General features: G+C 51.3%; 16 protein-coding genes and 1 other annotated feature. Of the genes, 14 read left to right on the forward strand and 2 right to left on the reverse strand.

Features of this window, described 5'->3' with window-relative positions; genetic code table 11:
- The first annotated feature begins 12 nt into the window (after positions 1 to 12).
- From hemC to NYR52_RS05890, 12 genes are all read left to right on the forward strand, one after another.
- The gene (gene hemC, locus NYR52_RS05835) at positions 13 to 939 is read left to right on the forward strand and encodes a hydroxymethylbilane synthase (protein WP_022736028.1); all 927 of its coding nucleotides are present in this window, start codon (positions 13 to 15) and stop codon (positions 937 to 939) included.
- Positions 936 to 2,450 carry a uroporphyrinogen-III C-methyltransferase gene (gene cobA / locus NYR52_RS05840; RefSeq protein WP_132220020.1) on the forward strand — a complete coding sequence of 505 codons (1,515 nt, stop codon included), beginning with the start codon at positions 936 to 938 and terminating at the stop codon, positions 2,448 to 2,450. The genes hemC and cobA overlap by 4 nt, the downstream gene beginning before the upstream one ends.
- A 57-nt stretch (positions 2,451 to 2,507) precedes the next feature.
- Complete coding sequence (gene hemB, locus NYR52_RS05845) at positions 2,508 to 3,482, forward strand: porphobilinogen synthase (RefSeq protein WP_132220021.1); 975 nt, start codon at positions 2,508 to 2,510, stop codon at positions 3,480 to 3,482.
- Positions 3,483 to 3,780: 298 nt separating this feature from the next.
- Positions 3,781 to 5,010 carry a pyridoxal phosphate-dependent aminotransferase gene (locus NYR52_RS05850; RefSeq protein WP_132220022.1) on the forward strand — a complete coding sequence of 410 codons (1,230 nt, stop codon included), beginning with the start codon at positions 3,781 to 3,783 and terminating at the stop codon, positions 5,008 to 5,010.
- 182 nt (positions 5,011 to 5,192) lie between these two features.
- Entirely contained in the window at positions 5,193 to 6,485 is a 1,293-nt protein-coding gene (hemL, locus tag NYR52_RS05855; protein ID WP_022736032.1) for a glutamate-1-semialdehyde 2,1-aminomutase, read from the forward strand.
- A 242-nt stretch (positions 6,486 to 6,727) separates the two neighbouring features.
- Entirely contained in the window at positions 6,728 to 7,828 is a 1,101-nt protein-coding gene (locus tag NYR52_RS05860; RefSeq protein WP_259436494.1) for a LysM peptidoglycan-binding domain-containing protein, read from the forward strand.
- 24 nt (positions 7,829 to 7,852) lie between these two features.
- Positions 7,853 to 8,917 (forward strand): YutH/CotS family kinase-like spore coat protein, encoded by a 1,065-nt coding sequence (locus tag NYR52_RS05865; RefSeq protein WP_132220024.1) that lies wholly within the window; start codon positions 7,853 to 7,855, stop codon positions 8,915 to 8,917.
- Positions 8,918 to 9,258: 341 nt separating this feature from the next.
- Positions 9,259 to 9,417, forward strand: a complete 159-nt coding sequence (locus NYR52_RS05870; protein WP_154986126.1) for a hypothetical protein — start codon at positions 9,259 to 9,261, stop codon at positions 9,415 to 9,417.
- Between the two features lie 125 nt (positions 9,418 to 9,542).
- Positions 9,543 to 9,780 (forward strand) — a binding site (T-box leader).
- A gap of 48 nt (positions 9,781 to 9,828) precedes the next feature.
- Positions 9,829 to 12,486: a valine--tRNA ligase gene (locus tag NYR52_RS05875; RefSeq protein WP_132220025.1), complete on the forward strand. Its 2,658-nt coding sequence runs from the start codon at positions 9,829 to 9,831 to the stop codon at positions 12,484 to 12,486.
- Positions 12,487 to 12,609: 123 nt separating this feature from the next.
- Positions 12,610 to 13,947 carry a bifunctional folylpolyglutamate synthase/dihydrofolate synthase gene (locus NYR52_RS05880; protein WP_259436495.1) on the forward strand — a complete coding sequence of 446 codons (1,338 nt, stop codon included), beginning with the start codon at positions 12,610 to 12,612 and terminating at the stop codon, positions 13,945 to 13,947.
- Positions 13,948 to 13,967: 20 nt separating this feature from the next.
- A complete protein-coding gene (gene murC / locus NYR52_RS05885) occupies positions 13,968 to 15,356 on the forward strand; it encodes a UDP-N-acetylmuramate--L-alanine ligase (RefSeq protein WP_132220924.1) in 1,389 nt (462 codons plus the stop codon).
- 256 nt (positions 15,357 to 15,612) lie between these two features.
- Complete coding sequence (locus NYR52_RS05890) at positions 15,613 to 16,191, forward strand: SCO family protein (RefSeq protein ID WP_132220926.1); 579 nt, start codon at positions 15,613 to 15,615, stop codon at positions 16,189 to 16,191.
- Between the two features lie 81 nt (positions 16,192 to 16,272).
- Here NYR52_RS05890 and NYR52_RS05895 read toward each other — a convergent pair whose 3' ends face one another.
- Positions 16,273 to 17,481 (reverse strand): ABC transporter permease, encoded by a 1,209-nt coding sequence (locus NYR52_RS05895; protein ID WP_259436496.1) that lies wholly within the window; start codon positions 17,479 to 17,481, stop codon positions 16,273 to 16,275.
- Positions 17,478 to 18,203 (reverse strand): ABC transporter ATP-binding protein, encoded by a 726-nt coding sequence (locus tag NYR52_RS05900; RefSeq protein WP_132220028.1) that lies wholly within the window; start codon positions 18,201 to 18,203, stop codon positions 17,478 to 17,480. Before NYR52_RS05900 ends, NYR52_RS05895 begins: the two co-directional genes overlap by 4 nt.
- Before the next feature lie 171 nt (positions 18,204 to 18,374).
- Here NYR52_RS05900 and NYR52_RS05905 point away from each other — a divergent pair, with 171 nt between their 5' ends.
- Together NYR52_RS05905 and NYR52_RS05910 are read left to right on the forward strand one after the other, a co-directional pair.
- Positions 18,375 to 19,388, forward strand: coding sequence for a type IV pilus twitching motility protein PilT (locus tag NYR52_RS05905; protein ID WP_132220029.1), 1,014 nt, complete (start codon positions 18,375 to 18,377; stop codon positions 19,386 to 19,388).
- Positions 19,381 to 20,124 carry a prepilin peptidase gene (locus NYR52_RS05910; RefSeq protein WP_132220030.1) on the forward strand — a complete coding sequence of 248 codons (744 nt, stop codon included), beginning with the start codon at positions 19,381 to 19,383 and terminating at the stop codon, positions 20,122 to 20,124. The genes NYR52_RS05905 and NYR52_RS05910 overlap by 8 nt, the downstream gene beginning before the upstream one ends.
- The last annotated feature ends 37 nt before the right edge of the window (positions 20,125 to 20,161 follow it).

Raw genomic sequence — 20,161 nt, forward strand, 5'->3', positions numbered from 1 at the left:
GAGGTTGGACGCGTGCGCACGATTACGGTAGGAACGAGAAAGAGCCTGCTCGCTTTAACCCAGACCAATTGGGTGGTCGAACAATTGAAGAAGGTACGTCCTGATCTGACCGTCCAATTGGAAAAGATTGTGACCAAAGGGGATAAGATTCTTCATGTGACCTTGTCAAAAGTGGGCGGCAAAGGACTGTTTGTCAAAGAGATTGAACAGGCGCTGTTGGATGGGCGGATTGACTTTGCGGTTCACAGCATGAAAGATCTTCCGGGAGAAATGCCTGAGGGATTGGTGATCGGAGCGATTCCTGTACGGGAAAACCCTTGTGACAGCCTGTTGTCGCGGAACGGTCTTTCTTTGGCTGAATTGCCATCTGGCGCGGTGGTCGGCACCAGCAGTTTGCGCCGCCAAGCACAAATATTGGCTTATCGTCCCGACTTGAAGGTAAAACCGGTGCGTGGCAATCTGGATACGCGCATTGCCAAGATGGAAGAAGGGCAATTTGATGCGATCTTGTTGGCGCAGGCTGGACTGGCCCGTATGGGTTGGCAGGAGAAGGTGACGGAAACCCTGTCGAAGGATATCTTGTTGCCGGCGGTGGGTCAAGGGGCTTTGGCGATCCAGTGCCGTGAAGACGACCATGAACTGCTGGCCTTGCTGTTGGAAATCCATCATGTAGAGACGGCGCGGGCGGTTCAAGCGGAACGGGCCTTCTTGCGTGCATTTGAAGGAGGTTGCCATTTGCCGCTGGCCGCGCATGCGGAAGTACTCGGTGATGAAGTGCGCCTGACCGGGTTAGTCGCGCATCCGGACGGAACCAGAGTGATCAAAGGAATCAAACAGGGGTCGGATGAAAAAGCCGTAGGTCGAGAATTGGCTGCGGAGCTCAAGGAACAGGGCGCAGGGGAATTGTTGAGTGAGGTGCGAGAGGGGTTAGTCGGATGACCGGCTTAGTGTATTTGGTGGGTGCTGGCCCCGGAGACCCAGGTCTTATCACAGTGAAAGGCTTGGAAGCCATCAAGAAAGCCGATGTGATCATCTATGACCGTCTGGCGAATCCCCAGCTGTTAAAGCATGCACGCCCCGGTACAGAATTGATTTACGTGGGGAAGCTTCCTGATCGCCATACGCTGAAACAAGAAAAGATCAATGAGCTAATTGTGGAAAAGGCGAAAGAGGGCAAGGTGGTTACCCGCCTCAAAGGAGGCGATCCTTTTATCTTTGGCCGAGGTGGCGAAGAAGCGGAATGCTGTGTGGAAGAGGGCATCGCTTTTGAGGTGGTTCCCGGTATCACTTCTGCCATTGCAGTGCCTGCATACGCGGGTATCCCTGTGACACATCGTAATTATAATACGTCTTTCACAGTGGTGACAGGACATGAGTGCCCAAAAAAAATTAAGTCGTCGGTTCGATGGGATAAGGTGACACTGGCTTCGGAGACACTGGTGTTTTTGATGGGTGTGAGTAACCTGCCGTATATCGTGAGCAGCTTGCTGGAGCACGGACGCTCCGAGGACACACCGATCGCATTGGTTCGCTGGGGCACGCGGGCGGAACAGCGCACTATTGTCGGCACCCTTGCAGACATTGTGCAGAAGGTAGAGGAGGCCGGATTACGCTCTCCTGCTGTCATTGTTGTCGGTGAAGTGGTGAAATTGCGCGAACGCTTGCAATGGGTTGAGAAAAAGCCTTTGTTTGGCAAACGGATCTTAGTGACCCGAGCGCGTAGCCAGAACAGTGCGCTGGTTGAAAAAATCGAGGCCTTAGGCGGGGAAGCGATCGAGTTCCCGGTGATTCGGATTACTCCGCCCAAACGGCAGGATGTGTTTGATGATGCCGTCAAGCAACTGGATAAATATGATTGGGTCATCTTCACCAGCGTCAACGGGGTGGACTGTTTTTTCAAACGCTTACGCGAGTTGCGCATCGATATCCGGACATTGGCCAAGGCGCGAATCGGGGCGGTAGGCGCTAAAACAGCGGAAGCCTTGCTTGACAGAGGATTGTTGGTTGAATCATTGCCAGGGGAGTATCAACAAGAAGCGTTGGTTGAGCATTTGCGTCCCTTGGTGAAAGCAGGGCAGGAAATCTTGTTGCCGCGCGCGAATATCGCTCGCAAGGTGTTGCCGAACGAACTGGCGCGCATGGGATGCCATGTGACGGAAGTGGATGCTTATGATACGGTAGCGGATGCAACGGAGGCATCTGAAGTAGTTAAACTGTTGCAAGAAGGCGCCATTCATGTGATCACTTTCACAAGTTCTTCCACCGTACGCAATTTCTTGAAGGCAGTGCGATCAGTCACAGAAGAAGCCGAGGCATTGCTGGCGTCAACGAAAGTGGTGTGCATCGGCCCCATTACCGCACAAACTGCGCGGAAACTTGGAGTGCGAGTTGATGCAACCGCTGAAACATACACAATTGACGGGCTTGTGGAGACAATGAAACAATTGTAACGCACCCGAAATGCTGAAAGTTTACTCAGGCTCAAGGAACAGAGAGGAGTAGTTGCAATGCAACCATTCATGCGCCATCGTCGTTTACGCGCCAACGAAGTAATCCGTAACTTGGTGCGCGAACACCATCTGCATGTGGAGGATTTGATTTACCCCATGTTTGTGGTTGAAGGGGAGAACATTAAAAATGAAGTGCCATCAATGCCTGGTGTGTTCCACCTGTCGCTAGACCGGCTTGAAGAAGAATTGGAAGAACTCAAGGCATTGGGCATTTCATCTTTGATGGTTTTTGGTGTGCCCGCTGAGAAAGATGAGGTGGGTAGCCAAGCAGACCACGATCATGGCATTGTGCAACGAGCGATTCGCCAGATTAAAGAAACGCATCCTTCTTTTTACGTGATTGCCGACACCTGTTTGTGCCAATACACTTCGCACGGCCATTGCGGGATCGTGGAAAATGGGGAAGTGCTTAACGATCCTTCCCTGCGCCGGTTGGCGGCGACCGCCGTGTCGCAAGCGGAAGCGGGCGCTGACATGATTGCTCCTTCCAATATGATGGATGGGTTTGTTTACGCGATTCGGAAAGGCTTGGATGAGGCGGGTTACGCACATATTCCGATTCTGTCTTATGCTGTGAAATATGCTTCCAACTTCTATGGTCCATTCCGTGATGCAGCCCATTCCACACCGGAATTTGGTGACCGCCGTTCGTATCAGATGGACCCGGCCAACGCCCGTGAAGCCATGCGGGAAGCGGCATCTGACGTCGCTGAAGGTGCCGATATGCTGATGGTCAAGCCAGCGATGTCTTATATGGATGTGATCTATCGGGTGAAAGAGCGGTTTGATTTACCCGTCGTTGTCTACAATGTGAGCGGGGAGTACTCCATGATTAAAGCTGCCGCGCTTAATGGCTGGATTGATGAGGAAAAAGTAGTGATGGAAACCATGCTTTCGTTTAAACGTGCTGGTGCAGACCTCATTATCACCTACCATGCCAAAGACATCGCTCGCTGGTTGCGAAAAGGATAAGCCAGTGCAAAACGCATAAAGGATGGCTGGACTTTAGCCAAGCGTCCAGTTGCATGACGGGCCTCCCGGAAACAGGGGGCTCGTTTTTTCATTGCACGGTTTATGGGGGATGCCGGCGAGATCACAAGGGGGGATATTTTTTGTAAGAGGTTCTGGATAAGCAGATGGTTATGCGGTATGATTTGATATTAAGTCGGATTCGTCTGACCATTCTGCTAGTGGTAAGAGGGTGGGATGAGCGATGTTGTGCGGTTGCCTGCCCATACCTATCCGCAAAAGAAGGTAAAAGGAGAATACGATGATTTCCCATGACATTGCCAATTCACTAAATGAGCATTCTTGGATTCGCGTCATGTTTCAAGAAGGGAAGAGATTGAAACAGTTGCATGGTGAGGAGCATGTGTTTGACTTTTCCATTGGCGGCCCTGCCTTGGAGCCACCGGAAGCCTTTTATCAGTCCTTGCGCAAGGTTGTGGATGAACCTCTGGCTGGCAAGCATTCTTATGGTGATTATCAAGGGTTGTATGAAGCCCGGGAGCGCATTGCCTCTTACTTGGCCAACCGCTATCAAACTGGATTCTCACCGGCACATGTAGTAATGACATCGGGAGCGGCGGGAGCGCTGAACCTGGTGTTTAGAAGTATATTGAATCCCGGTGATGAAGTGGTATTGCTGGCTCCGTATTTTCTGGAGTACGAGCGGTATGTGACCAACTTCGGTGGAGCCTGCACCATCGTTCCGCTGAAGGAGGGGTCTTTTGATATCGACATCGACGGCGTGAAAGAGGCGCTTACGGACAAGACGAAAGCGATCATGGTCAATTCACCCCACAATCCGACCGGCAAAGTGTTTTCACAGGAGAACTTGTCGCAATTGGGCCGGATGATGGCTGAGTGGGAAACCGAGACAGGGCGCCGGCTGTTTATGGTGTATGACTCCCCTTATGACCAATTGACCTTTGGTGGTACATACGCTAACCCGTTTTCCGACAGCGACCGTGTGATTTTTGTTGGTTCTTTCAGCAAAGAATTGGGACTTGCCGGGGAACGGGTCGGTTATATTGCACTCAATGAAGCATTTGAGCACAAGGAGTTGCTTGCGGCCGCGCTGGCTTACTGCAACCGGGTGATGGGATTTTTGCACGCTCCGATGCTGATGCAACGGGCTATCGCCGGTATGGATAGCTTGGAAGTGGATGCCTCTCCATATCGGCTTCGCAGTGAGATGATGTCAGACATCCTACGGGAAGCGGGCTTTTCGTTTCTCCCGCCGCAAGGGGGATTTTTTATCTTTCCGAAGTCGCCCATTCCTGATGACGTGGCTTTTTGCATGGAAGCGATGGAGCGGTTCCATCTCTTGGTTGTGCCGGGCAGCCAATTTGGCCGAGCAGGTCATTTCCGCGTGTCCTTCAGTGTGCCACTGAAACAAATCCAGCGTTCTAAAGATGTGTTTTGCCAATTGCGGGCGTTTTTCAGCGGGGACGAGGTGAAGACAAGCGCAGGAATGCCGGTCAATCTGGTAGAGTAAGGTGATCGGCTGTGCCCGATATTCCTCCATCGTAGGATCAGACTTACATCAAGATGGGAGCCGGCCGATTTACGGGCGAAGCTCCCATTTTCTCAAAAAAGTCGCTTTCCCATTAGATGGGTTTGCTTTATTTGAGGTACAATATGCTTGTGAAGAGTTTTACATAAAAGGTAGTGATATGGATGCATAAAGGATATGATCGTTCCATCGCGAATTATCGCCAAGCCCAACAAGTGATTCCAGGCGGAGTGAACAGTCCGGTTCGCGCATTTAGATCAGTGAAGATGAATCCGGTGTTTATTGAGCGCGGATTCGGTTCCAAAGTAGTGGATGTAGACGGCAACGAATACATCGATTACATCGGTTCATGGGGGCCTCTCATTTTGGGGCATGCTCATCCTAAAGTAGTGGAAGCTATCAAAACGACTGCGGAGAAGGGAACCAGCTTTGGTGCCCCGACCGAATTGGAGACCTTGATGGCTGAGACGGTGGTTGAACGCATGCCGTCGGTTGAGATTGTGCGGATGGTCAACTCGGGAACGGAGGCCACGATGAGTGCCTTGCGTTTGGCTCGTGCATACACCGGACGCAACAAGATTCTCAAATTTGAAGGAAGCTATCATGGACATTCCGACAGCCTGCTCATTAAAGCTGGCTCCGGCGTGGCCACCTTGGGTTTGCCGGACAGCCCGGGTGTGCCCGAGAATATCGCTCAGCACACCTTGACGGTACCATACAATGATCTGGATAGCGTCAAGCTGGTATTTGAAAAAGTGGGTGAAGAAATCGCCGCCGTCATCTTGGAACCGGTGGCTGGAAACATGGGCGTCGTTCCTCCTCAGCCTGGGTTCCTTGAGGGATTGCGTGAGTTGACGGAACAGCATGGCGCATTGCTCATTTTTGACGAAGTGATGACCGGTTTCCGGGTTGGTTATCACTCAGCCCAAGGGCGCTACGGCATCACCCCCGATTTAACGACGATGGGTAAAGTGATCGGCGGCGGCCTTCCGGTGGGGGCATATGGTGGCAAAAAGGAGATCATGGAACAGGTCGCACCCGTTGGTCCGGTGTACCAAGCGGGAACGCTGTCGGGCAATCCGTTGGCCATGGCCGCCGGTTATGCCACCTTGTCAGAGATGACACCTGCTGCTTATGAAGAGTTAGAACGCAAAGGACGGATTTTGGAGGAGGGGTTGCGCCGCAATGCGGAAGAAGCGGGCATCCCACACCATATCAACCGTGTTGGTTCGATGGTCTGTCTCTTTTTCACCGGAGAGGCGGTTACGAGCTACACCCAAGCGAAGCAAGCAGATACGGAGCGTTTTGCCGAGTATTTCCGCCTGATGATGGAGGAAGGCATTCTGATTCCTCCTTCGCAATTTGAAGGCATGTTTATTTCGATGGCTCATCAGGATGAGGATTTGAACCGTACGTTGGAAGCAAACCGCCGCGCACTGGCTCGCTTGAAAAAATAAATTTGCTGTAATGAAAGCCTTTCTTTTCGCCAACGCGAAAAGAAAGGCTTTTCTCTGTTACGCGGCATCACTCCGGCAGTTTCCACTGCAAGCTCTTCGCTTAAAGACCTGGTCTTGTCTGGGTTGGGTTATAACTCCATTTTGACCGCATATAGATACAGTAACGTCTTAACCGATGACCCACGTGTTTGAATGTTGGGTCAAGCGGTACGGCACGAACCTCACAAGGAGGGATTGTGTATATGGAAAGCAGTTTCACCCAACTCCGTTTCGACATATCGGAAAATGTTCGTCTCCAATCACAGCAACCCGGCATTGACACCCTCCTGGAGCTGGACTTGTATCCCGACATCGAAATCAAGGATGAAGGGCAACATTTGAAGATCCAGGGGTATCTGCGGTTAAATGGGTCTTATCTCAAGCAACGGGAAGGCGAAAGTGAGCCAGATGTACATACGAATGGAGAGGAAGATCAGCAAGAACTGGCTTATGTCATTCCGGTTGAGATTACGCTCCCGCGTGACCGTGCGGAAGAAGATCAGATCTCGGCGGAGGTGGAGGCATTTGATTATCAAGTGCTGTCCCCTTTTGAATTGAAAATCGATGCGATTCTGATCATCGACGGCTTGCTGCCTGAAAGGCAAGCGGAGATACCTGGCGAAGTGGCACCGCCCGATAAGGAGGAAGCCCTGCCGGTCTTTTCGGGACAGTCGGCTCAACCGATGGCTTCGCTTGCGCACCAGCATGATTTTGATGACGCCAAAGTGGAGATTGAATTAGAGACACCTGATGATCCGCAGAAGGGTGACGCTGAGCATGAAGAGCAAGATGTACATCTGATTCAACCGGTAGAGTCGATCGAATCGATGCAAGCCAATTCCGAAGAGCAAAAGGCGCTGACAGTCGATCCCCAAGACTTCTGGCGTGAACGCCAGGCGAGCAAACAGGCTCAGACGGCCGAGTCGATCAAGGAAGGGGAACAGCCGCCTGAGCCAGTGGAAATGTCGGATTCGGCTGACTCGGAAAGAGTCGATGTGGAGCAGGAACAAACGGATGGCGCACAACCCGATGAGAAACAGGAAAACACGTCCTGGATCGGCTGGTTGTTGCGGGAAAAAGAAGAAGCGTTTGTGCCGATGAAAATGGTTATTGTCCAGAAAGATGACACAATTGACACAGTAGCGAACAGATATAACGTGTCGGCAAATGAGTTGATCAGGCTAAATCGATTGCAGACAGATGTGCTGGTTGAAGGGCAGATTTTGAATGTGCCCAAGCAGCCTGAACAGCCAAGTTCGCATGCAGAGATTTCTTCGTTTGGTTGGTACGGCAAAAAAGGTTGATGCCCACGGAAAGGGGGAGCGGCAGTGGACCGATCAGCTTTAGTGTGGGAAGTGTTGCGGCAATACGGTTATGAAGATGCGTATATGGAAAAAGTGGGTGGCGTAATCTATCTGGCTTTGCCTGAAGGGGAATATGCGCTGAAGCGTTCCAGAGCCCCGCGTGAAAAATTGTACCTCTTGCACCAACTGTTGAATGAGGCAATTCAATCCGGATGTGACCATCTGTTGCCTTGGATGGAGACCAAGCAAGGGGAGCCAGTAGCCGAAGTGGAAGGCACCTGTTGGTATATGGTTCCTTGGAAGCGACGGTCTGTCCCAGATGGAAAGCGCTGGTCATCTGAGGAAGCGATGGGGGCTTTAGCCCGGTTGCATCAGGCGACGGAACCAGGTTGCAAAAAATTGGATGAGTTGGCGCCGTCCATCCGGCAAGAAGAGATCGAGTCTTGGAAGCGCAAGATGGAGATGTTGGATCAATATGCGAACCAAGGGAAGGATCGCGAATTTATCTCCCCGTTTGAGCGAGCCTTCGCAAGCGCCAAAGAACAGCTGGAACGTAGTTTCCAATTTGCCATTCGAGGATTGGAACGCTACCGCGAAAGTGAGAACGCCTCCCTGCCGCGCGCCGTTCTCTGCCATGGCAGGGTTCATCCCAGCAATGTGGTGCAGGACGAAGAGCAAGTCTATCTGATTGATTTTGACCACGCGCAAGTGGATACGCCAGCCCGTGATGTGGCTCTTGCCATTCAGCGTTTTTCGCTCCATGATGGGGCAGATCCGTTCAAGCTGTTAGAGGCTTATGAACGGGTGTGGAAGTTGGAGCCCAAAGAGAAGCGGTTGTTGGCCTTGTATTTGTCATACCCCGAGCGAATATTGAAAACACTGGGGCGGTATTTCGACAAACCGCGTACCGCCATGGTAGAGCCGCAATTCACCAAGCGTTTCGAGCGCGAGATCAGCCAGCATGAACAGATGCAGGAGCTGGTGAAAAGTTTGTGGCCGTCCAAAAAGAAAAAAGAAGAACGGGAAAAAGTCCAGGTCGCCTCTCACCAACCCGGACGCAAGAAGAAAAGGAAAAGGGCAAATCGCTAGTTTTAATCGGGGTTATCCCCGGTTTTTTATTTTTTGTAAAAGTTTGTGCAGGGCTTTTAATGGTAAACTAAGGGCAAGTACCCATAAGATCACTTCCCACATCAAGAATCTCCTCACTTACATAGATGATGGCATAGAAATGGTAGGGACAAGCGTCTTCTCACCTTTTGTTGCCCGATGAAAAAAAGTTGCTTATGACCAAATTATATGCTGCAGGTTGCGTGGTTGCTTGTTTTTTTGGAGATTTGGGAGAAAGACTAGACAGAAGTGAACGAAACGTGGAGAATAGGAATATGTTATAGGGACCAAATGCGAATGCTGACAGGAAGGGGATTTTCAAGTTGAGTATGGTAAAAACCATGGTGAAAAAAGCATATCGCGGTGTTTTGTTTTTGGTGTTTCTCAGTATTCTGATGCTGGTGACCGTATTGTTGATGACCTTCTTGGCCGATCCTCAGGCAATGTATGATCACATCAGACAAACGTTTGGTGTTCGCTGATATATGGCAGGACTGGACTCATACGATTCATTGGCGATCTCCATCGCCGTTTTTATTTTGTTTGGACGTTTGTTTGACTCTCACATGCAAAGGTTGTAATATAATAAAACAATCAATAAATGATTAATTAAGCTATGAGAGGGAAGAGTAGGCGGGATAGAGGCCTGTCAGAGAGAGGAGCCCACGGCTGGAAGGCTTCTTCAGGTTACACCGTTGAACGTCGCCCTTGAGCTGAACATCTGAAGGGTGTTGCTGTGTAAGATGTTCCGGCGCCAACCGATACCTGGCCCTAGAGTGCACTGAACCGACCAGTTGGGTTCGGTGAACAAAGGTGGTACCGCGAAACAACCTTTCGTCCTTTGCATGGGACGGAAGGTTTTTTATTTTGTCTAACAGTGAGGAGGATGTAAGATGGGTGAACCAGTGAAAAGCAATCTGCCATCCGCCTACGACCCGAAACAGGCGGAAACGAAATGGTACAACTATTGGATTGAAGGGAAGTTTTTCGAAGCGGGGAAAGACCAAAGCAAACAGCCGTTTACGATTGTTATTCCCCCGCCAAACGTCACTGGCAATCTGCACCTCGGCCATGCGCTGAACGTAACGCTACAGGATATCTTAATTCGTTTCAAACGGATGAGCGGGTATGACGCCCTGTGGTTGCCGGGGATGGACCATGCTGGCATCGCCACTCAGGCGCGGGTGGAGGCGAAGTTGCGGGAGCAAGGGATCAGCCGACACGACTTGGGTCGGGAAAAATTCTTGGCGGAAGTGTGGAAATGGAAAGATGAATACGCCCAGAACATCGCCAACCAGTGGCGCAAATTGGGGTTGAGCTTGGATTACAGCCGCGAGCGGTTTACATTGGACGATGGGTTGTCTGCCGCCGTGAGAGAAGTGTTTGTGCGCTTGTATGAGAAGGGGCTCATTTATCGCGGTAAATATATCATCAACTGGGATCCCAAAGCACGCACGGCTTTGTCTGATATTGAAGTAATCCATAAAGAAGTCAAAGGCGCGTTGTATCACTTAAAATATCCGCTCAAAGATGGTTCAGGCTACATCCGTGTAGCGACGACACGTCCTGAAACGATGTTGGGTGACGTGGCGGTGGCTGTTCACCCCGATGATGAGAGGTATCAAGGGCTTATCGGCAAAACGGTGATCTTGCCGTTCGTGGAGCGGGAGATTCCGATCATTGCCGATGAGTATGTTGAGCCGGAATTCGGCAGTGGAGCGGTGAAAATCACGCCGGCCCATGATCCGAACGACTTTGAGATGGGACAACGCCATCAATTGCCGCAAATCCTCGTGATGAATGAAGAGGGGCGGATGAATGAGTTGGCTGGGAAATACCAAGGTATGGATCGCTTTGAATGTCGCAAACAAATCGTCAAAGACTTGGAAGCGGCGGGATTGTTGATTGAAATCGAGGAGCACGTTCACTCTGTGGGTCACAGTGAACGGACGGGAGTCGTAGTCGAACCGTATCTGTCCACACAATGGTTCGTTTCCATGAAGCCTCTCGCCGAACGAGTCATCAGCGCGCAAAAGCAGGGGCAAGGCGTAAAGTTTGTGCCTGACCGCTTTGAGAAAATCTACTTGAATTGGATTGAAAACGTGCGCGATTGGTGCATCTCGCGCCAATTGTGGTGGGGGCATCGCATCCCGGCGTGGTATTGTGACGAGTGTGGTGAAATGACTGTGGCTAGAGAGGAACCGACCACTTGTCCGCATTGCCAAAGCAACGCATTACGCCAAGACGAGGATGTGCTTGATACATGGTTCAGCTCAGCGTTGTGGCCTTTCTCCACGCTCGGTTGGCCTGAGCAAACGGACGACCTCAAGCGTTATTTCCCCACGGATGTGTTGGTGACAGGCTATGACATCATCTACTTCTGGGTAGCGCGCATGATCTTTACGGCGTTGGAATTCACTGATCAGATTCCATTTAAAGATGTGCTGATGAACGGTTTGATTCGCGACGCAGAAGGCAGAAAGATGTCCAAGTCTCTGGGGAACGGCGTTGACCCGATGGAAGTGATCGACCAGTATGGCGTAGATGCAATGCGCTATATGCTGTCAACTGGTTGCACTCCGGGGAATGATATTCGCTTCCGTTTTGAACGGGTGGAGGCGGCACGCAACTTCGCCAACAAGATCTGGAACGCGTCCCGGTTTGCGCTCATGCACTTGGAAGGGGTGTCGGCTGAAGAGCTGGAACTCAAAGGGCCATTCTCCATCGCCGACAAATGGATTTTGCATCGACTTAACGAGACGGTGAAAGACACCACTCGCCTGTTGGAACGGTATGAATTTGGTGAAGTGGGACGTGTGATCTACAACTTCATTTGGGATGAACTGTGCGATTGGTACATTGAATTCGCCAAGCTACCGCTGTACGGTGAAGATGAAGAGGCCAAACGCGTGACCCGCTCGGTGCTGACCCATGTGCTGGATCAAGCATTGCGGTTGTTGCATCCGATGATGCCTTTCATCACGGAAGAGATTTGGCAGCATCTGCCGGTGGAAGGGGAAAGCATCACCGTTTCCGCTTGGCCTCAGGCAAATGAAGCGTTTGATGCGCCAGAAGCGGTTCATGAAATGCAAGTGCTAATTGAAACGATCCGTGCAGTGCGCAACATCCGTGCTGAAATGGAAGTGCCTCCGAAGCATCAAGTATCGTTGATGGTGTGTCCTGATGGGGAAACCCGGCAGGCGTTTGAACGGAACGAAGCGGCTATCAAGCGTTTGTGCGGAGTGAACCAATTGACCATCGATCCCGCATTGGCACGGCCTGACAAATCGATGGCTGCGGTGGTGACCGGTGCTGAGCTGTTCTTGCCACTCGCGGGGCTGGTGGATGTGGAACAGACGGTGAAACGCTTGGAGGCGGAGTTGAAAAAGTTAAACGCCGAAGTGGAACGCGTTGAAAAGAAATTGTCCATTCCGGGATTTGTCGCCAAAGCACCTGAACATGTGGTGGAAGCGGAACGGCAAAAAGGGGAAGAGTACAAGGAAAAACGCGAAAAAGTGTTGGCACGGATTCAGGAGATCAAAGGTTCATAAAAAGCGGTTGACGGGAGGAACGACCAAAGATTCCTCCCGTCCCGTATTGTTGACGGAGCGTCCGTTTAAATGCAAAATGTACAGAGGTAGTTTTTTTATTGTTTAATGAAGGGGAAGAAGGTCATGGATCGAATGACTTCATTTGCTGTACCAAGTGATGTGTTCGACTGGATGGAACAAACTTGTGCGCAAGCGATCCAGCCCGGTTTGGAGCGAATGGAGTGGGTGCTTGAGCGGCTGGGCCATCCAGAGAGAAGATGCAAATTTATTCATATCGCTGGCACGAACGGCAAAGGGTCGACAGCGGCGATGATTGCATCGGTGCTTAAGGAAGCGGGATATTCGACTGGTTTGTTTGTTTCCCCCTATGTCCTTTCATGGCGCGAACGGATTCAAGTGGATGGGAACTCGATTTCCGATGAGGCGTTCGTGCATTGGTCCAATCAGTTGCGTCCATTGGCGGAAGAGATTAGAACGGAAGGTCCTGGACCGCTTACTCCGTTTGAATTTTGGACGCTTGTGGCGATTTTATACTTTGCCAAGGACGCCGTGCCTTGGTTTGTGGTGTGGGAAACTGGCCTCGGCGGCCGTCTCGATTCCACCAATGTTTGCTATCCGCTGGTTTCGGTGATCACCGAGGTTGGTTTGGATCACCAAGCGTGGTTGGGGGAATCCCTCGCGGACATCGCGCAGGAAAAAGCGGGCATCATCAAGGCGGGGGTACCTGTCGTGTGCGGCGCGGAACGGGCGGAAGTGCAAGCTGTGATTCATGAAGCGGCACAATTGAAAAACTGCAAGGTTTACCAAGCGGGCCGCGATTATCGGATAGAGCCAGCAGAACAGACGGCTGAGACAGGACAAGCGTTTACTTTTTCCAATGTTTATCGTCGTCTTTCGGCCAATGTGTCCCTGATGGGGGAACACCAGCTGAAAAACGCAGGCACAGCCTTGATGACGCTGGATGTGTTGCGCCAAGCCTATGCCACGGTAATTGAAGATGAACATATCCAACGCGGGTTAGCGGCCGTTTATTGGCCGGGCCGGTTGGAACAAGTGAGTGAACATCCACGTATCTTATTGGATGGTGCACACAACGTCGACGGGGTTCACTCATTGGTCAACGCACTTCGTGACCACTATACTTATGATCGCCTGGTGTTGATCTTGGCGATGATGAATGACAAACGGGTGGAGGATATGTTGGCCCCCTTGTTGGACGTAGCCGACCATGTGATCACCACCCAAGTGGCAGATCAACCGCGCTCCATGACGGGGTGCGAATTGGCCGAAGTGGCACGGCGCCTGCATCCTTCCGCGTCGGTGTCAAGTGCATCCTCTGTGCAAGAGGCGCTGGCGTTGTTACGGGCTGAGTTGGGTGAACGCGATCTGGGTGTGATCGCCGGTTCCCTCTATCTCGTATCTGAAGCCCGCTCATTACTGATACAAGCAGAAGACGAATAAGGTATTAAAAAAGGCTGGTGATTCTGTTGGATAAGAAAAGAGTGCATTTTGTTGGAATCGGTGGATATGGGATGAGCGCGATCGCGCGTGTGTTGCTGGATTTGGGGTATGAAGTGTCCGGGTCTGATGTCGCAGAAAACGCATTGGTGCAAAAGCTGATTGAACGCGGCGCTAAAGTGACTATCGGCCATCATGCCGACAATGTCAACGGAGCAGATATGGTTGTATTCTCCACAAGCATTGCGGAAAACAATGTGGAGCGCATCGCGGCCCAAGAGCAGGGGATTGAAGTGTTGCACCGTTCGCAAATGCTGGCTCGTTTGTTAAACGACAAGAAAGGGATCGCTGTTGCTGGCGCACACGGTAAAACAACGACGTCTTCCATGATCGCACAAACGTTGGAATTGTGCGATGTGGATCCAACATACATCATCGGCGGGGAAATCGTCAGTTTAAAAGGCAACGCCAAAGCAGGGCAAAGCGATTATGTGGTGGCCGAGGCCGATGAGAGCGACGGTTCTTTCTTGGAATACTTCCCCTACTTGGCGGTAGTAACCAACATTGAGCCCGATCATTTGGAGAATTATGAAGGTGACTTCGAAAAGCTAAAACAAGCGTATCGCGTATTTGCCAGCCAAGTTCGCCCGGAGGGCGCGGCGATTTTGTGCTGGGATGACGCATATGTTCGAGCCATTGCTCCAGAAGTGCGCGGCCGTTACATCACGTATGCGTTGGATCATCCAGCTGACTATATGGCGACCAACATCCGCGAACAAGAGCGCGAAATGACGTTTACGGTGGTTAAAAATGGTCAGGAGTTGGGAGATGTATCCCTTCGTATTCCGGGGCGCCACAACGTGGCCAACGCCTTGGCGGCCATCATCGCTTGTTTGGAAGTGGGCGTGCCATTTGAACGCGCGGCAGCTGCCCTGTATCAATTCCAAGGGGCCAAACGCCGTTTCCAAGTCATTGGCGAAGTGGACGACATTGTGGTTGTCGATGACTATGCCCACCATCCGACTGAAATCGAAGCGACCTTGAAAGGAGCTAAAGCGCTGGGGCGGCGAATGATTGTGGTGTTCCAACCGCAACGTTACTCCCGCACGCATCTGTTGATGGATGAATTCAGCCGGGCGTTTGCCTTGGCCGACGAGGTTATTATCAATACCTTGTATGCCCCGGCCGGTGAACAACCGATTCCGGGTGTGTCTGCCGAGCGCTTGGCCGAATTGATCACAAAGAATAGCAACCCCAATACCCGCTTCATTGATACCAAAGAAAATGTAATCGACTATCTTTTAGATCACGTCCGGCCGGGTGACCTCGTTTTGACCATGGGCGCGGGAGACATCTGGCGCGTTTCGCACGGTTTGGTGCCTGAGTTGGAGAAGCGGACCGTGAAAAAATGAATTTGCACTTATCCATCCCCTTTGCCTGATTCCCTTTCAGGGCGATCCGCTTAAATGCGGGTTGCCCTGTTCCATTTAATCGCGATATAGTAAGATTGTGCGACGTCTGATGGTGCAGCTTGCCAAACGTTGAACTAAGAAGCATCCAACGCGATGTGATGCAGATAGGAGATGACTTTTTGTGAATTTATTCACATTCAGACGACTTTCCCTGATCTTGTGTGCGTTCTTGCTGGTAGCCGGTTGTGCTCCAACAATGACGGAGTCTCCTGACTCGAGCCAAAACCAAGATGCGGCCGCCAATAATAATGATGTATCCGCTCTCAATTGGCGTGTCCCAGATTTTACGTACACCAACCAGGAGGGCAAGCCATTTGGGCTGAAGGATTTGCAAGGGAAACTCTGGTTGGCAGATTTTATTTTCACCCGTTGTCCCAATGTGTGTCCGCCGATGACGGCCAACATGGCCAAGCTACAACAGGAGCTGAAAAAGGCGGGCGTACAGGTTGAACTGGTCTCCTTTAGCGTGGACCCCGAGTATGACAAACCTGAAGTGTTGAAGGCCTATGCGGAGAAACATGGTGCTGATTTTAGCAATTGGCATCTCTTAACAGGCTATTCATTGGAAGAAATAACCAAGGTGACCAAAGATACTTTCAAGGCGCAAATCGCGCATCAACAAGGAACTTCCCCTGATGTTCCGCTGTTGGTCACCCATCCTACGCAGTTTTACCTGATTGACGGCACTGGAAAAGTGGTTCGTTTCTACAACGGCCTACAACCTGATGCGGCGCAAATTGCTAAAGATATTGCATCTCTGAGTAAAGGAAAGTGAAAAAAACGACTCCGCAACAACGGAGTCGTTTTTCATTGTTTGACATGAGAAAGACGGGATTGGCCAGTAGCCGCCCGTCTTTTATCTTTTGGTACGGCTAAAGAAGAGAATCGCCACACCGTTGATGATCAGATAGATGACCAATCCCGTACCGTCCAGCCAACCGACCAAAAGGCCGACCAGTGCGATGAGTGACGCAAACGCGGTTGATAACAGCCGTGTGATTTGCTGAAGTGCTTGTGACCGCTCCCATGCCGGTCGGGGCATAAGCTTGAACAAGACGGGGTAATGCGCTGCATGTTCAATGTTCCGCAATTGTACAGTAAACATCCAGTTGCCCAAGAGAGTGAGCAGGGTGACGACCCACGGATGGGGCACGCAGAAAGAGAGCAGGAGTACCCATACCAAAAGGCGGGTAAAAATCGCCAACAGGTCGCTCTGCCTCACCAATGTGCGCCAATAGAGGTAAGGGTAAACTGCATCGTCGCGGATCAAGCGGTTGACGAGGCGGATCAACCATTTGCGTTGGCGCAATGGGCGCTTGTAGCGGGGCATATCTACGAACCAATTGGCGATGGCGTAATATCGGGCCAAGGTTTCTTGCTCCAGTCGACTTAAATGTTGCCAGGGATAAGGGGCTTGTGGAATCAGTTGAACCCCTCGCCAGCACCAGACGGCCAGCGCAGTGAGAGTCATGAGCATAAGCTCCCATTCAGATGCCAATATGTCGTAGGCCAACATTAAGTTCAAGGCGAAACGGCAAATTTTCCATAAGCGCAAGTCGCTCGTGTCAGAGTTGACAGTCAGTCTCGTTGCCTGCCATTCCTGCACAAGATTGAGAAGAAGGACTCCCGCCAAGAGAAAGCAAGCAACGACATAGGTTCCCAGTGTACCCAGGTTGGCGCGGTATAACGGATACAAAATGCCCATGATCACTCCCAAATGGAGGAGCTTTACCGCGCCGGTGTAGAGCAAGCTCGCCCGAAAATATTTACCCATTTGAGGTTCCAAGGACAACAGAAACACCGCGTCAGTCGGCTTAATCCAGGTGCGAATGCGTTGGTGGGTCAGGAAAAGACCGATTATGACGGCCAAAACGTGCGCCATGGGAAACGATTCAGGCAACCAAGCCAGCAATTGGTTGTATCCGAATGAGAAAGCGATGATGGTGATGCCCAAGATGATCGGGGTGCCTCCCCCGCCTGCGATGATGCGGATCAGTCGCAATGCTTTTGTCCAAGAACTGCGCATGCGGCTCCAAAATAGAGTGGAGGTTTCCAAACGATTCACCCTTTCACGACCTGAATGAACAGCTGTTCCAAGCTGGCCCCGGGTTTGTTGAGCGTATGTTGCATCGCTGGCAAATCCCCTTTTAGCCGAATGCGACCATCATGCAGAAGGATGAAGCGGTCGCAGTATTTTTCTGCCATGTCCAAGATATGAGTCGATATCAGAATGCCCATCCCCTGCTGTTTACCTTCCTGCAACAGATCGAGTAACGCCTGGATGGCCAGTGGGTCGAGGCCGACGAAAGGTTCATCGACGATCAGCAGGGCCGGTTGCGCGAGAAATGCGCATAAGATCATGATTTTTTGTTGCATGCCTTTGGAGAATGTGTGAGGGAACCAATGCTTTGCTTTGCTCATACGGAATTGCTCCAACAACTCATGAGCGCGCCGGCTGGCTTCAGCTTCGTCCAATCGATATGCGCGGATCGTCAACTCCAGATGTTCCCATAAGGTAAGTTCTTCATAAAATTGTGGGGTTTCCGGTATGTAGGCGATTTGTGAGCGGAATGCACTGGGATCATCCTGCAATGTTTTCCCATGGAGGGTGACTTTCCCGGCAACGGGGGTCATCAGGCCGAGGATATGTTTAATCGTTGTGCTTTTACCGGCTCCGTTTAAACCGATCAAGCCGACCATTTCACCCGGGTTCACATCGAAAGACAAGTCATGGATGACGGGTTGCACCCGCGAATAGCCGCCAGTCAATTCATGAACAGTTAGCATAAGTCCGCTCCTTTAGCTGGATGGATTCTTATGTTAATCTACTCGATTACGCCGCGTCCGGCAAGGGGAACATCACTGTTGCCCAAATTTTCTTGATATAGACACGTTTCTTTTGTTGTTTTTTTCTTACAATGGAAATTGGTTACAAATGGAACATGGGAGGAGCTAGACATGCAAATCACTGATTGGATATCCTTGGCTATCGTAAATGAAGCTTCTGATCTTCATCTGGTGGAAGGAGAGCCTCCACGGGTACGCATACAGGGCAAGATGGAGTTGTTGGCAGAGGAACAAGTGGAAGGGAAGATGATATGGGCATTCTTGGCTGCACATAAAAAGGTGATCCGTGACCGGGAATTGGATTTTGCCTTTCAGTTTGACGAAATTCGCTTGCGTGTTCATGCATATCGACTTCAGACAGGCGTAGGGTTGGCTATTCGTTTGTTTCCGCGTGACATTCCCAGCCCTGAGGAATTGCGCCTTCCGGAAGCGCTCCTCAACTTAAGCCAAAAGAAGCAAGGGATTTTACTGGTGACCGGCCCTACGGGTAGTGGCAAGTCGACGACACTGGCCGCGCTGTTGGAGCTGAAAAATCGGACAAGCTCCTCCTTGATCATCACGTTGGAAGATCCGATCGAGTATACGCACCGTTCCCAACAATCGTTGGTGATCCAACGGCAGATTGGCCTGGACACGGCCAGTTATCAATCAGGTGTTCAGGCGGCATTACGGCAAGATCCCGATGTGCTGATGATCGGGGAGTTAAGGGAGCCAGAGGCGGTTCGGGCCGCGCTGTATGCGGCGGAAGCGGGGCGTTTGGTCATGGCCACCATGCACGCTGCTCGGGCTGCGCAAGCCATCCAACGGATTATTCATCAGTTTCCGGCCGAAGAGCAAACCCTGATCCGCACGCAATTGTCTATGAGTTTGTTAGGTATCGCCGCCCAGCGTTTATTTCCTGGTAATGGATATAACAACCGGATCGCGGCGTTTGAAGTGCTCATAAACACCCGAGCGGTGCAACACTTGATTCGGGCTGAACAAATTCATCAAGTTGATTCTATTATGCAAGCGGGCCAACAAGCAGGGATGCAAACGATGGACATGGCCGTGCAGGCTCTGCTGAAAAGCAAGGAAGTGGAACATGCAGCGGTGAAAGAAGAGTGGCTGTTGCCCCATGGTTGAGTGGGAAGAGTTGGCGGTGTTAGCGGCGGGAATGGGCGCATATTGGCTGCCGGAATGTGCGGAACGCTTTTTGCAACGCAGGAGGGAAGACATACTGGTACGCGTGTTTTACCGTCGGATGCGACCGATGGTGGAACGATTGTTTTTCGCCTATGCCCGGGTGGGGATCATGGCGCTTTACGCAGGACTAGTCTGGTGGGTGGTGCAGCAGCCGCGTTCTTTGCATGACAAGTTTGCCATGGTCATATTTTTGTCCATTTTGTTCACCGTGGTTCTGACCGATTTGATGGCTTGGTTGATACCCAATTCCCTCACTTTGGGGGGAAGCCTCTTCTTTGCTATGCATAGTTGGTTTGAACGGCCAGATTCGTTTGGATGGCTCAGCTTGGCGGCACTGGGCATTTACGGTGTCGGTTATCTCGTATGGCGGAAGACCAAAGGGATCGGCATGGGAGATGTGAAGTTGTTGGTGATGGCGGTCTGGCTGTTGGGATTGGATTTGTTCTTCGCCTTGTGGTTGTCGAGTTGGAGTGCCTTCTTGACGGTGGTCGGACGCTCGCTCGCCTGTGGCCAGTGGATGGGCCGTTCTCCGTTGCCGTACGCCCCTCATCTGGCGGCAGGGATGATCGTTGCCCTGCTGTTTGATGGCGTGGCCAGTCATTGGTTGAATGGATGGTGCGCTGGTTTTAGCTGGTTTGCTTATTGGCCGGAAATTCAGGTTCTATCTTTTCTATGAATTCATAAACTCTAGTAATAGATTTTTGAAGGAGCGG

Source organism: Laceyella sacchari (assembly GCF_024927925.1).
GTDB classification, from domain to species: Bacteria; Bacillota; Bacilli; order Thermoactinomycetales; family Thermoactinomycetaceae; genus Laceyella; species Laceyella sacchari.